Origin of the sequence: Comamonas denitrificans (genome assembly GCF_042654745.1) — a bacterium.
Taxonomy (GTDB): Bacteria; Pseudomonadota; Gammaproteobacteria; order Burkholderiales; family Burkholderiaceae_C; genus Comamonas; species Comamonas denitrificans.
Genome location: NZ_JBHSEY010000016.1, coordinates 24,136 through 37,993, shown reverse-complemented (window position 1 = coordinate 37,993; position 13,858 = coordinate 24,136). Strand labels below are relative to the sequence as shown.

The 13,858-nt window shown below is 60.9% G+C and carries 11 protein-coding genes and 2 pseudogenes; 7 read left to right on the top strand and 6 right to left on the bottom strand.

All coding sequences use genetic code 11. The features are described 5' to 3' along the window. Positions 1-106: 106 nt before the first annotated feature. Entirely contained in the window at positions 107-544 is a 438-nt protein-coding gene (locus tag ACFO24_RS04285; protein ID WP_207575282.1) for a YchJ family protein, read from the bottom strand. 100 nt (positions 545-644) lie between these two features. Between ACFO24_RS04285 and ACFO24_RS04280 the strand changes: the two genes are divergently transcribed. The 6 genes from ACFO24_RS04280 (at position 645) to ACFO24_RS04255 (ending at position 6,030) form a co-directional block, all read left to right on the top strand. Further along, complete coding sequence (locus ACFO24_RS04280; protein WP_207575283.1) at positions 645-1,073, top strand: MerR family transcriptional regulator; 429 nt, start codon at positions 645-647, stop codon at positions 1,071-1,073. Between the two features lie 49 nt (positions 1,074-1,122). Beyond that, positions 1,123-1,581, top strand: coding sequence for a PaaI family thioesterase (locus ACFO24_RS04275; RefSeq protein WP_242700452.1), 459 nt, complete (start codon positions 1,123-1,125; stop codon positions 1,579-1,581). Positions 1,582-1,632: 51 nt separating this feature from the next. Further along, the gene (locus ACFO24_RS04270; protein ID WP_377737004.1) at positions 1,633-2,814 is read left to right on the top strand and encodes an isovaleryl-CoA dehydrogenase; all 1,182 of its coding nucleotides are present in this window, start codon (positions 1,633-1,635) and stop codon (positions 2,812-2,814) included. A 31-nt stretch (positions 2,815-2,845) separates the two neighbouring features. After that, positions 2,846-3,508 (top strand): carbonate dehydratase, encoded by a 663-nt coding sequence (can, locus tag ACFO24_RS04265; RefSeq protein ID WP_207575285.1) that lies wholly within the window; start codon positions 2,846-2,848, stop codon positions 3,506-3,508. Positions 3,509-3,576: 68 nt separating this feature from the next. Continuing rightward, on the top strand, positions 3,577-4,767 hold the full coding sequence (locus ACFO24_RS04260; protein ID WP_377737002.1) for an acetyl-CoA C-acyltransferase: 1,191 nt from the start codon (positions 3,577-3,579) through the stop codon (positions 4,765-4,767). A 132-nt stretch (positions 4,768-4,899) separates the two neighbouring features. Continuing rightward, positions 4,900-6,030: an acyl-CoA dehydrogenase family protein gene (locus tag ACFO24_RS04255; RefSeq protein WP_377737001.1), complete on the top strand. Its 1,131-nt coding sequence runs from the start codon at positions 4,900-4,902 to the stop codon at positions 6,028-6,030. Positions 6,031-6,129: 99 nt separating this feature from the next. On the opposite strand, the pseudogene ACFO24_RS04250 reads toward ACFO24_RS04255, so the two are convergent. Beyond that, positions 6,130-6,927, bottom strand: a pseudogene (locus ACFO24_RS04250) (crotonase/enoyl-CoA hydratase family protein); the annotation flags it as partial. A 120-nt stretch (positions 6,928-7,047) separates the two neighbouring features. Continuing rightward, positions 7,048-9,087, bottom strand: a pseudogene (locus tag ACFO24_RS04245) (oxidoreductase); the annotation flags it as partial. Between the two features lie 165 nt (positions 9,088-9,252). Here ACFO24_RS04245 and ACFO24_RS04240 point away from each other — a divergent pair. Further along, positions 9,253-10,578 (top strand): GGDEF domain-containing protein, encoded by a 1,326-nt coding sequence (locus ACFO24_RS04240; protein ID WP_377737000.1) that lies wholly within the window; start codon positions 9,253-9,255, stop codon positions 10,576-10,578. 30 nt (positions 10,579-10,608) lie between these two features. Here ACFO24_RS04240 and ACFO24_RS04235 read toward each other — a convergent pair whose 3' ends face one another. Genes ACFO24_RS04235 through ACFO24_RS04225 form a run of 3 tightly spaced genes read right to left on the bottom strand, consistent with a single transcriptional unit; the run spans position 10,609 to position 13,602 of the window. Then, a complete protein-coding gene (locus ACFO24_RS04235) occupies positions 10,609-11,127 on the bottom strand; it encodes an ImmA/IrrE family metallo-endopeptidase (protein WP_377736999.1) in 519 nt (172 codons plus the stop codon). Between the two features lie 2 nt (positions 11,128-11,129). After that, positions 11,130-11,264, bottom strand: a complete 135-nt coding sequence (gene lptM, locus ACFO24_RS04230; RefSeq protein WP_377736998.1) for an LPS translocon maturation chaperone LptM — start codon at positions 11,262-11,264, stop codon at positions 11,130-11,132. Positions 11,265-11,277: 13 nt separating this feature from the next. Then, positions 11,278-13,602 carry a penicillin-binding protein 1A gene (locus ACFO24_RS04225; protein WP_377736997.1) on the bottom strand — a complete coding sequence of 775 codons (2,325 nt, stop codon included), beginning with the start codon at positions 13,600-13,602 and terminating at the stop codon, positions 11,278-11,280. Positions 13,603-13,858: the final 256 nt, after the last annotated feature.

The window sequence follows — 13,858 nt, the reverse complement described above, 5'->3', positions numbered from 1 at the left end:
AAATGATGGTGGGGTTGTGTACAGAGGGGGCAGAGGCACCGCGATTGTGCTGGTGCCCGGTGGCAGGGAAGCAATCAAACAAGGCGCTGCGGGCGGGCGGCCGGCCTCAGGAAAGCGTCCCATCCACATAGCGCCAGCGCAGCAGGCCATCGACCATTTCGCGCACAAAACGGCTGCGCTCGTGCAGGCGCACAGCGCGGCCTTGTTGGCGGTAGCGGGCGACGAACTCTACGCTGGCGTGGTGCGCATCCATGGCAGTGAAAGATTTCACTTCCAGGCCCAGCCATTGGGTGGCCGGGCCAAATTCCAACGCCGCCGGACGGGTATCGGGGTGCCACGTGGCAAGCAGGTAGGCGGCATCTTCCCGCACAAAGGCGCTGTAGCGCGAGCGCATTAAATGCTCGGCATCGGGCGCAGCGGTGTCGGCGTAGTGGTCAATAAAACGGCCACAGCAGGCGGCGTAAGCGATGGGCTGGGTTTGGCGGCCTTGGGTGTGGGTGCGGCCACAAGGGCAAAAATCAGAAACAAGTGCAGAGCGAGACATCAGCCGATTGTCACGGACAGGCGGCGCAGCGCGAAAAACTAGGACAAGTCCTAGGGCTGAAAGCGCATGGGAAGTTTACGTAAACGTCAATAATGGCGAGATGCACAAAAATCACAAAGACTCTGCACCCCAACCGACCTATTCGATTGGCGATTTGGCCAAGGAATTTGACCTGACCACCCGCGCTATTCGGTTTTATGAAGACATGGGCCTGCTCGAACCCCAGCGCGAGGGCACCGGGGGCCGCACGCGCACCTACAGCGCCCGTGACCGGGCGCGACTCAAGCTCACGCTGCGGGCCAAGCGCCTGGGCCTGTCGCTGACCGAGGCCAAAGAAATCATTGACTTGTACGAAAGCCCGCGCGACTCGGGGGCGCAGCTGCAAAAATTTTTGCAAGTCCTGGCCGAACACCGCCAGCAATTGGAAGAGCGCATGCAAGACATTCAACTCACTTTAGACGAGGTGCGGGCCCAAGAAAAAGAAGCGCAACAACTGCTGCGCAAGCTTGGCACACGGGAATCTACGTAATTGACGTTTACGTAAAGGTAAATAAAACTTAGCAAATCGAGGAGACACCATGGACCACTTCCCCCCTTTGGAGGCCGCTGCCACCGAGCGCATTCACGCCAGCTTTGCCAAGCAGGGTGCCATGACCACTTTAGGGGCGCGGCTGACGCATCTGGCACGGGGGCAGGTGCATCTGTGCTTTGACTGGGCCCCGGCGCTGACGCAGCAGCATGGTTTTATCCACGCCGGGATGATGGCCACGGTGCTGGATTCGGCCTGCGGCTATGCGGGCCTGTCGGTGATGCCGCTGGAAGCGGGCGTGCTGTCCATTGAATTCAAGATCAACCTGCTGGCTCCGGCCAAGGGGCAAAGCTTTCGCTGCGAGGGGGTGGTGCTCAAACCTGGGCGCACCATCGTCGTGACCGAAGGCCGCGCCTACGCCATCGATGGCGACCAAGAAAAACTGGTCGCCACCATGAACTGCACCCTGATGGCGCTCGAAAACCGCCCCGGCATTGCTGCGGTGTAAGCCAAAGCGCTGAAATTTTTAAAATTCTCAATATTTTTCAAGGAGATAACCATGACCAACCTGCCCGGCCTGAACTTCCAGCTTGGTGAAGACATTGATGCCCTGCGCGATGCGGTGCGCGACTTTGCCCAAGCCGAAATCGCCCCCCGCGCTGCCGAGGCCGACCACACCGACCAGTTCCCCATGGACCTGTGGCAAAAGTTTGGTGACCTGGGCGTGCTGGGCATCACCGTGGGCGAGGAATACGGCGGTGCCAACATGGGCTACCTGGCGCACATGGTGGCGATGGAGGAAATCTCGCGCGCCAGCGCCTCGATCGGCCTGTCCTACGGGGCGCACTCCAACCTGTGCGTGAACCAAATCAACCGCAACGGCAATGAAGCGCAAAAAGCCAAATACCTGCCCAAGCTGATTTCCGGCGAGCACATCGGCGCGCTGGCCATGAGCGAGCCCGGCGCAGGCTCGGATGTCATCAGCATGAAGCTCAAGGCCGAGGACAAGGGCGGCTACTACCTGCTCAACGGCAACAAAATGTGGATCACCAACGGCCCCGATGCCGACACCCTGGTGGTCTATGCCAAAACCGAACCCGAACTGGGCGCGCGCGGCGTGACCGCCTTTTTGATCGAAAAAGGCATGAAGGGCTTTTCCGTCGCGCAAAAGCTGGACAAGCTGGGCATGCGCGGCAGCCACACCGGCGAGTTGGTCTTCCAAAACGTGGAAGTGCCGGCTGAGAACGTGCTGGGCCAGGTCAATGGCGGCGCCAAGGTGCTGATGAGCGGCCTCGATTACGAACGCGCCGTGCTCACCGGCGGCCCGCTGGGCATCATGCAGGCGGTGATGGACAACGTGGTGCCCTACATCCACGACCGCAAGCAGTTTGGCCAAAGCATTGGCGAGTTCCAGCTCATCCAGGGCAAGGTGGCCGACATGTACACCGTGCTGCAGGCGGGCCGCAGCTTTGCCTACACCGTGGCCAAAAACCTGGACATGCTGGGCCAGGAGCACGTGCGCCAGGTGCGCAAAGACTGCGCCAGCGTGATTTTGTGGACCGCCGAAAAAGCCACCTGGATGGCCGGCGAGGGCATCCAAATCCATGGCGGAAACGGTTATATCAACGAGTACCCCCTGGGCCGCCTGTGGCGCGATGCGAAACTCTACGAAATCGGCGCAGGCACCAGCGAGATCCGCCGCATGCTGATCGGCCGCGAGCTCTTCGCCGAAACTTGTTGATTTAACCTACGAAACCTCTTAAAGGAGCCCTATGCCCACGACGACCATCGACGACCTCTTAGCCAATAACCGCGAATGGGCCCAGCGCGTCGAATGCGAGCGTCCCGGCTTTTTCACCAAACTGACCGAGCAACAAAACCCCAAATACATGTGGATTGGTTGCTCGGACAGCCGGGTGCCCGCCAACCAAATCAGCGGGCTGGAGCCGGGCGAGGTGTTTGTCCACCGCAACGTGGCCAACGTCGTCGTGCCCAGCGACTTGAACTGCCTCTCGACCATTCAATACGCCATTGACCAACTCAAGGTCGAGCATTTGATGGTGGTCGGCCACTACGGCTGCGGCGGCGTGCTGGCGGCCCTGGAAGAATTGCGCGTGGGCCTGGCCGATAACTGGATTCGCCACGTCAAAGATGTGCGCGTCAAGCACTACCACCTGATCAAAAACACCGCCGTGCAGCACCGCCACGATGTGCTGTGCGAGCTGAACGTGATTGAGCAGGTGATGAACGTCGCGCAAAGCACCGTCATGCAAGATGCTTGGGCCCGTGGCCAAAAAGTCACCCTGCACGGCTGGTGCTACAGCCTGAAAAACGGCTTGATCACCAACCTGGAAATCACCCTGCCCGGCGTGGGCGGCCTGTACGACGTGCATGAACGGGCCGTGGAACTGGTCGCCACCCGCGAGCGCAGCTAACCCCCTGAATTTCCCCCCCCTCAACCAGCGCCCCGGCGCTGGTTTTTCTACACCCAGGAGAACACAACATGTCCCACCAGCAAGACCCCGTCGTCATCGTCAGCGCCGTGCGCACCCCCATGGGCGCCTTCCAGGGCGGTTTTTCCGACCTGGCCGCGCACGACCTGGGCGGCGCTGCGATCAAGGCCGCCGTCGCGCGGGCTGGCATCGCCCCAGAAAAAGTCGAAGAAGTGCTGTTTGGCAACTGCCTGATGGCCGGCCAGGGCCAAGCCCCCGCCCGCCAAGCCGGTTTCAAAGGCGGCCTGCCGCAAAGCACCGGTGCCGTCACCCTGTCCAAAATGTGCGGCGCAGGCATGGAAGCCACCATCCTGGCCCACGACCAGATCGTGGCCGGTAGCCGCGAGGTCATGGTTGCGGGCGGTATGGAGAGCATGACCAACGCCCCCTATTTGCTGAAAAAAGGCCGGGGCGGCTACCGCATGGGCCACGACAAGGTGTTTGACCACATGATGCTTGACGGTCTGGAAGACGCTTACGAAGCGGGCCGCAGCATGGGCACCTTTGGCGAAGACTGCGCCGCCAAATACCAATTCACCCGCGAGCAACAAGATGCCTTTGCCATCGCCAGCGTGACGCGGGCCCAGCAGGCGATTGAATCGGGCGCGTTCAAAGCCGAAATCACCCCCGTGACCTTCCAGACGCGCAAGGGCGAAGTGACCATCGACCAAGACGAAGGCCCGTTGAAAATCCGCACCGACAAAATCCCCACCCTGCGCCCCGCGTTCAAAAAGGACGGCACCATCACCGCCGCCGCCAGCTCCAGCATCAACGACGGCGCCGCCGCCCTGGTGCTGATGCGCCAATCGACCGCGCAGCAGCTGGGCTGCACGCCGCTGGCCAAAATCGTCGCCCACGCCACCCACGCACAAGCGCCGGAATGGTTCACCACGGCCCCCGTCGGTGCCACTGAAAAAGCGCTGAAAAAAGCCGGTTGGAAGGTCGAAGATGTCGATCTGTGGGAAATCAACGAAGCCTTTGCCGTGGTGCCCATGGCGCTGATGGCCGACCTGAAGGTGCCGCACGAAAAGGTAAACGTCAATGGCGGTGCCTGCGCCCTGGGCCACCCGATTGGGGCCAGCGGTGCCCGCATCATCGTCACCCTGCTGCACGCCTTGCAGGCCCGGGGCCTGAAAAAAGGCCTGGCCACGCTGTGCATCGGCGGCGGCGAGGCCACGGCCATGGCAGTGGAATTAATCTAAAAAAATAGCTGTTTCCGCTTTTAAATAAACAGTTTTACTGTGTTTTCACTTTGAAATGCTTTGTTTTCAAGCGGAAACAGCTCACCAAAATATTTGCCTAGCGGGCAGCCCATTTACCTTCAGGAGAGCCAGATGCTACTGACCCCAGACCAACACATGGTGCGCGATGCCATGCGCGAGTTTGTGCAGTCCGAAATCACCCCCCACGCCGCCCGCTGGGACAAAGAGCACCAATTCCCCAAAGATGTCCACCAGGGCCTGGCCGCGCTGGGCGCTTACGGCATCTGCGTGCCCGAGGAATACGGCGGCGCGGGGCTGGACTACCTCAGCCTGGCGCTGGTGCTGGAAGAAATCGCGGCCGGTGACGGCGGCACCAGCACCGCCATCAGCGTGACCAACTGCCCGGTGAACGCCATCCTCATGCGCTACGGCAATGCGGCGCAAAAGCAGCAATGGCTCACCCCCCTGGCGCGCGGCGAGATGCTGGGCGCGTTCTGCCTGACCGAGCCGCATGTCGGCTCCGACGCTTCGGCCCTGCGCACCACGGCGGTCAAGGACGGGAGCGATTACGTCATCAACGGCGTAAAGCAATTCATCACCAGCGGCAAGAACGGCCAGGTGGCCATCGTCATTGCCGTCACGGATAAAACCGCAGGCAAAAAGGGCATGAGCGCCTTCATCGTGCCCACCAGCAACCCCGGCTACCAGGTGGCGCGGCTGGAAGACAAGCTGGGCCAGCACAGCAGCGATACCGCGCAAATCAATTTGGACAACTGCCGCATCCCGGCCGAGAACCTGATCGGTGCCGAGGGCGAGGGCTACAAAATTGCCCTCTCGGCCCTGGAGGGCGGGCGCATCGGCATCGCCGCGCAAAGCGTGGGCATGGCCCGCGCGGCCTTTGAATGCGCCCTGCACTACAGCAAAGAGCGCGAGAGCTTTGGCCAGCCCATCTTTAACCACCAGGCCGTGGGCTTTCGCCTGGCCGACTGCGCCACGCAGCTTGAGGCGGCGCGCCAGCTGATTTGGCACGCGGCCAGCCTGCGCGATGCCGGCCTGCCCTGTTTGCAAGAAGCGGCCATGGCCAAGCTGTTTGCCAGCGAAATGGCCGAGCGCGTGTGCAGCGCCGCCATCCAAACGCTGGGCGGCTACGGCGTGGTGAATGACTTCCCAGTGGAGCGCATTTACCGCGATGTGCGCGTGTGCCAAATCTACGAAGGCACCAGCGACGTGCAAAAAATCATCATCCAGCGCGGCCTGGCGTAACGACACGCCCCGCGCAGCCGCAGGCGCTGCGTCCCCAGCAAAACGCCCCGCAACTTGCGGGGCGTTTTCGATGGCCGCTGGCCAGACACCAAGCGGTTGTTAATTTTTAAATTCCGGCGTTTGCTTGCTCATGCCCGCCACCATGGCGGCCATCAGGTCGTCGCTTTGCAGCATGGCCGCGTTCCAGGTGGCCACATGGTTCAGGCCATCGGCCACGCTGTGGTCGCGGGCGTAGTTGAGCATTTCCTTGCTGCCGCGAATCGACAAGGGCGACTTGGCGGCAATCTGCCGGGCAATCTCCTGCACGCCCGCGTACAGCGCCGCGCGGCTGTCAAACACGCGATTGACCAGGCCGATCTGCTGCGCCTCGGCCGCGCCCAGGGTGCGCCCGGTGTAGGCCAGCTCGCGGGTAATGCCCTGGCCCACCAGCTTGGGCAGGCGCTGCAAGGTGCCCACATCGGCCACCATGCCCAGGTCAATTTCTTTGATGCAAAAGCTGGCCTCGCTGCTGGCGTAGCGCATATCGGCGCACACCACCAGATCAACCCCGCCACCAATGCAGGGGCCGTGGATGGCGGCCAGCACGGGTTTGCGGCAGCGCTCCAGGCTGGTCAGGGTGTCTTGCAAATCCAAAATCACGCGGCGCAGCTTTTCGCGCTGGCGGCCTTCGCAGTCGTCGGCAATCTGCGCGGGCATGGACATCATCATTTGCAGGTCAATGCCGGAGCAAAACAGCTTGCCCTCGGCCTGCAGCACGGCCACGCGCACCTCGGGCGTGCGGTCCACCCATTCAAAGGCCTGGCGAATTTCCTGCCACATGGCGGCGTTCATGGCGTTGGCCTTGTCGGCGCGGTTCAGGGTGACGGTGGCGATGTGCTGCTCCAGCGTGACGCGCAGGGTGCTCAGCTCCAAGGCCGCATCTGCGGTATTGTTTTTGGCATCATTTTGGCCATTAGCGCTTTGTGCATCTGCGTTAGCAGCTACGGTTTTAGATTGATCGCAGGGGTCCAGGCGCAGCGCCAGCTCCGTGCCCTGCTGGATGGCGCGTTTGGCATCGAGCTCGGCGGCCTTGTCGGCCCCGCCAATCAGGTGCACGGTCACGCCCTGGGCCTGCAGCGCGGCCTGCAGCTCGCGGTTGGGGTCTTGGCCAGCGCAGACGATGACGTTGTCCACCGCCAGCAGCCGGTCTTGGCCCTCCACCGTGATGTGCAGGCCCGCATCGTCAATCTTGCGGTACGTCACGCCGGCCAGCATCTGCACGCCCCGGTTTTTCAGCCCCGTGCGGTGAATCCAGCCCGTGGTTTTGCCCAGGCCCGCGCCCACCTTGCTGCTCTTGCGCTGCAGCAGGTAAATCTGGCGTGGCGCAGCGGGAACCTGCCCAGGCTGAACCCCGCCGCGCTTTGCGCCCGTGGTGTCCACGCCCCATTCGGCAAAAAATTGGGCCGGGTTGAGGCTGGCGCTCTCGCCCTCGTGCAGCAGGTATTCGCTCACGTCAAAGCCAATGCCGCCTGCACCAATCACGGCCACGGTCTGGCCCACGGGCTTTTTGTCGCGCAGTACGTCCAAATAACCCAGCACCTTGGGGTGGTCAATGCCCTCAATCTGCGGCAGGCGCGGGCTGATGCCGGTGGCCAGCACCACGTGCTTGAAGCCCGCCTGCACCAAATCGTCTGCCGCCACGTGCTGCCCCAATTTGACGGTCACGCCGGTCTGCTGGAGGCGCTCACCAAAATAACGCAGGGTTTCGTAAAACTCTTCCTTGCCCGGAATCTGTTTGGCAATGTTGAACTGGCCGCCAATCTCGTGACCCGCATCCAACAGCGTCACCTCCAGCCCACGCTGGGCCGCTTCGGTGGCAAAGGCCAGACCCGCTGGGCCAGCGCCGACCACGGCAATGCGCTCTTTTTGCGCAGCGGCTGGCAGGGGCTGCGGCAGCAGAATGGTTTCATGGCAAGCGCGGGGATTCACTAGGCAAGAGGTGATCTTGCCCGCAAAGGTGTGGTCCAGGCAGGCCTGGTTGCAGCCAATGCAGGTGTTGATGTCCTGCGCGCGCCCAGCGGCCGCCTTGTTCACAAACTCCGGGTCGGCCAAGAAGGGCCGCGCCATGCTCACCATGTCGGCCTGGCCGCTGGCGAGGATGTTTTCTGCCACATCAGGGGTGTTGATGCGGTTGGTGGCCACCAGTGGAATGCCGACCTTGCCCTTGAGCTGCTCGGTCACCCAGGCAAAGGCGGCGCGCGGCACCTTGGTGGCAATGGTGGGAATGCGGGCCTCGTGCCAGCCAATGCCGGTGTTCAAAATCGTCACGCCCGCCGCTTCCAGCGCCTGCGCCAGTTGCACCACTTCGTCCTGCGTGGAGCCGCCTTCGACCAGATCAAGCATCGACAGGCGGAAGATGATGATGAAGTGCTGGCCCACCCGCGCGCGCGTGCGGCGCACGATCTCCAGCGCAAAGCGGATGCGGTTCTCGTAGCTACCGCCGTACTCGTCATCGCGCTGGTTGGTCTGTGCGGCGATGAATTCGTTGATCAGGTAGCCCTCCGAACCCATGATTTCCACACCGTCATAGCCTGCGCTTTGTGCCAGGGCGGCAGCGTTGGCGTAGTCCTCCACCGTTTGTTGCACTTCTTGGGTGGTCAATGCCTTGGGGGCAAACGGGCTGATGGGGGCTTTGAGGGCGCTGGGTGCCACCAGCTGCGGGTGGTAGGCGTAGCGGCCAAAGTGCAAGATTTGCATGCAAATTTTGCCGCCTGCGTCATGCACGGCCTGCGTTACCACCCGGTGCTTGTCGGCCTCGGCCTGCGAAGTCATGGCCGCGCCGCCGGGCATGGGCCGGCCCGCTTCGTTGGGGGCAATGCCGCCGGTCACGATCAGGCCCACGCCGCCCTTGGCCCGCTCGGCGTAAAACGCCGCCATGCGCTCAAAGCCATTGGGCGCTTCTTCCAGCCCCACGTGCATGGAGCCCATGAGTACGCGGTTTTTCAACGTGGTAAAGCCCAGGTTCAGCGGGGCCAGCAAGTGGGGGTAAGGGGATGCAGTGGCAGCAGTAGCGGTCATGGAATGTCCTTGGCAAATCAAAATGCGCAGCAAATACCGGCAAAAATGCACGGCCGTTCTATTATTGTGGCATTTAAAGATATTGTTTTGGCGTTACCTAGGGGACACTCATTTAGAATGAAAAGGCTGTGCTCCTTTTGTATGCTGCCTACGCTTTAGCCTGTCATGGTCGAAAAATCCCCCTCTACTCTTGCTCGCGAAGCGCTTAAGCTGTTGTTTTCACGGGAGCAACCACCTACTCCTGAAAACTACCAAGCGGCTTACCACGAAGTCGCTGGGACGATGGATGCCATCGTGGTCCCGCCTGGCCTGGCCCACCAATTGGCACGTTTGTGTCAGTTTGCACAGCCTGCCTTTGCACACAGCGATGCGCGCTTGCGCGAAATGTCCGAGCAGCTGGTGCATTTTTTGCGCCAACCCCAGCCCGAGCTGAGCACCGCACTCTTGCTGCTGCAAAACTTTAGCCACCGCCTGTCGTTTGCGGTGCCCGACCAGGTGCAGCTGTACGAGGGTTTGCTGCGCTTGCTGGGGCTGATCCTGCAAAACATGGCCGTGCTGTGTTTGGACGACCAGTGGCTGGAGGGGCAGTTGAGCGCGCTGCAAACGGCCACCGAGCCACCGCTGACGCTGCCACGCCTGCAAGAGATGGAGCAGCGCCTGCAAGAGGTGATCTTCAAGCAAACCGAGGCCAAAGAGCGCCTGGTGCAAGCGCAAAACCAGGTGCGTGATTTGCTCGCCACGTTTATTGACCGCTTGGCCGACATAGGGGACACCAACAGCAGCTACCACGACCATCTGGAGCAGTGCGCGGCCAAGCTCACCAAAGTCTCGCAGCTGCACGAAATCACCCCGCTGCTCGAAGATGTCATCGGTGCTACCCGAGCCATGGCCGATCGCTGCGATCTGGCCCGCCATGAGCTGCACACCTTGCGCATACAAAGCGAACAAGGGATGCAGGAAATCAACCGCCTGCGCGATGCCCTGGTGGAGACCTCGGCCCAGGCCCGCACCGATGCCCAAACCGGGGCGCTCAACCGCCGGGGTATGGACGAGGCGCTGGAGCAAGAAGTTAAAGCCGCGCAAAAGACCGGTGCCCCCTTGTGCGTTGCCTTGTTGGATTTGGATGACTTTAAAAACCTCAACGACCGCTTGGGCCACGATGCCGGCGACAAAGCCCTGGAGCATCTGGTCCATGTGGCCAAAAAAATCATGCGCACCCAAGACCAGCTGGCCCGCTATGGCGGAGAAGAATTCGTTTTCCTCCTGCCCGACACGACCGCCACACAGGCCGTGGAGGTGATGAAGCGCCTACAGCGCACGCTCACTGCGCAGTACTTTTTGCAAGACAACGAACGGGTGCTGATCACCTTCAGCGCCGGCGTGGCGCAGCTGCAAGCCAACGAGGACTACCAACACGCATTAATCAGAGCTGACAAGGCTGTTTATATGGCGAAAAAAGCAGGGAAGAACCGCGTTTTCTTTGCTGAATAAGCGCAAACAGCTATTTATTTTGATGATTTTTTAGTCATCCCAGGTGGTTTCTGGCCGCAATTGCTGTGCCAGGGTGCGCGGCCAGGGCAAATTCAAGTCGGCCATGCGCTGCTTGATCAAAATCGGCGCCACTTGAAACACCTGGGCCAAGGCTTCTACCGGGGTCAAGGGCTGTACCTGCGCACGCAACGCCGCCTCGGGCAGCAGCAGGCGCAGGGCAAAGTCATTGGCCTCGTTGTCGATGCGCTCCTGCACGTTGCAGTGGTAACTGTCTGACACCTCAATCGCGTGCGTCTGGCCTGGGCGCAAATGGTGCAAGGCAATGTGCCCCAGCGCATGGGCCACGCCGTAGCGCTGGCGCTCTAAAGGGTGCTGGCGATCAATCACAATGCGCGGCTTGCGCTTGGCAGCCAGTTCCACCAGGGCACACACCCGGCCCAACGGGGCAAAGGCCACCACCACCTCCATGCCCTTGGCGATGCGGGCCAAATTCACCGGAAGCTTGTGATCCCAGTGCGCATTCAGCACGCCTTCGGCCAGCAGGGTCATGGCTATGCAGCGGGCGCTGCCTGGGGGGCTGGAGCCTGTGCCCCAGGAAGGTAAAGCGGGCCGCTTTGACCGCAGCCGCCCAAAGCAGCCACGGCCATCACAAGCGCCAAAGTACGAAGCAAATAGGTAAAACGCATAGCCATTGATTATTTAATTGTTGCGGAACAAATCCAGAATGTTTTTGCGCTCTTCGGCATTGGGCGTAGGAATGGCATCCTCCCCTCCCTCCAGGGGGACATCACTCATACCCAAACCGCGCACGCTCGATTCCACGTTCTCGGTATAAAACCATTCGCCATTGGCATTGGTGACACCCGGCGGCACGGTGTAGCTGGCCACAGGCTCATCCTTTAATGCGTACTGCATGTATTGAATCCAGATCGGCAGGCTCAAGCCCCCGCCAGTCTCGCGCGAGCCAAGGTTGCGCGGCGTGTCGTAACCAATCCAGGTGACGGCCACCAGATTGGGCTGAAAGCCAGCAAACCAGGCATCCATGGCATCGTTGGTGGTGCCGGTTTTGCCGTACAAATCGGGCCGCTTCAAGGTGGCTTGCGCGCGCGCGGCGGTGCCCGAGCGGGTCACCGTCTGCAACATGCTGTCCATGATGAAGGCATTGCGCGGCTCAATCACCCGCTGCTGCTGGGCCAGGGGCTTGGGCTGGTACTCGGCCAAGGCCACACCACGCTGGTCGGTGATTTTGGTAATCAGCCACGGCGTAATGCGGTAGCCGGTATTGGCAAAAGTGGCAAAGCCCACCGCCATTTGCATCGGCGTGACCGAGCCTGCGCCCAAAGCCATGGTGAGGTATGCCGGGTGTTTGCTGGCCTCAAAACCAAAGCGCGTGATCCACTGCTGGGTAAAGGCCGGGGTGGCCGCCTCGAGAATGCGAATGGCGGGAATATTTCTTGACTTTGCCATGGCCACGCGCGCCGTCATGGGGCCTTCAAAGCGGCCATCGTAGTTTTTCGGTGTCCAAGGTTGCCCCCCCGTCACCCCCGCGCCATACACCAAAGGAGCGTCATTGACGATGGTGGAAGGAACAATGCCTTTCTCCAGCGCAGCAGAGTAGATAAACGGCTTGAACGCCGAGCCGGGCTGGCGCCAGGCTTGGGTGACGTGGTTGAATTTGTTTTTCGCAAAGTCAAAGCCCCCCACCAAGGCCCGAATGGCCCCGGTATTGGGGTCCAAAGCCACAAAGGCCCCTTCCACTTCCGGCAACTGCGTGGCCGCCCAGGTCGTGCCCGTCTGGATGATGCGGATGATCGCACCCGGAACAATCTTGATCTGCGGCGGCGCTTTGGCGGCCAAACCCGACTCAACGGGTTTGAGGCCTTGGCCGGTGATTTCAATCTTGTCCCCATTGGCCCGCACCACGACCAGTTTTTTCGGTGAAGCTTCCAACACCACAGCGGCCAGCACATCGCCGTTGTCCGGGTGTTGGGCCAGGGCATCATCTACGACATCCTCCAACGCCTGCGCATCCGTTGGCAAGGCGACAAAGCGCTCCGGCCCCCGAAAGCGCTGGCGCCGCTCGTAGGCCATGATGCCTTCGCGCAGGGCCTGGTAGGCCACGTTTTGCTCATCGAGCTTGAGCGTGGTGTACACGTTCAGCCCTTTGGTGTAAGCCGCTTCCCCATACTGGTCAAAAATCAGCTGCCGGGCCATTTCTGCAACGTAGTCCGCATGGGCCGCATTCTCGCGCGGTCTATCGCGGCGCAACCGTAGGGGCTCGTTGCGGGCTTCTTCGGCTTGTTCGGCGGTAATAAAGCCGTTTTCCTCCATCCGGTCAATGATGTGCAGCTGGCGCACACGGGCCCGCTTGAGGTTGCTGATCGGGTTGTACGCCGATGGCGCTTTGGGCAGGCCGGCCAGCATGGCAGCCTCCGCAATGGTGATGTTCTTCAATGGCTTGCCAAAGTACACCTCACTGGCAGCGGCAAAACCGTAAGCCCGGTGACCCAAGAAAATCTGGTTCATATAGACCTCCAGAATTTTCTCTTTGGTCAGCAAATGCTCTAACTTGAACGTCAGCAGCACCTCGTAAATTTTGCGGGTGTACGTTTTCTCTGACGACAAGTACACATTGCGTGCCACCTGCATGGTGATGGTGGAAGCCCCCTGGCTTTTGACCTTGCCCAAATTGGCCAAGGCCGCCCGCAAAATACCCTTGTAGTCCACCCCGTTGTGCTCAAAAAAGCGCGTATCTTCAATCGCCAGCACCGCATCCACCATTACTTTGGGAATCTCGCGGATCGGTGTCAGCGTGCGCCGCTCTTCACCAAACTCCCCAATCAACACCCCTTCTGAGGAGTAGACCCGCAGCGGCAGCTTAGGCTGGTAATCAACCAAATCTGAAATATCCGGCAAATTCGGGTAGGCCTGCGACAAAGCAATCGCCACCACAAAGGCCCCGGCCACCATGCCAGCCACCGCCAGACCAAGCACCCAAAAAATAGCCCGAACGGGCCACGGCAAACGCTTTTTTTTCGGGGGTGTTTGTTTGGGATTGGGCGACGCTGCGCCATGAGAAGAAGGTTTCGAAGTGGGCATAAAGGGCTACCAGGCAAGAGGCGCATTATAGAAAGCCACCGCCAAACTACACGTGTCACAGAGTGCGACCAGATGTCACCAAAAACCCTTGAAACGTGCGGTTTTGGCAACACTCCTTTGAAATTGTGAACTGCGCAGGAAAGCGGCATCACTTCTTGCTGCTAGCATCATTCGGCCCGGC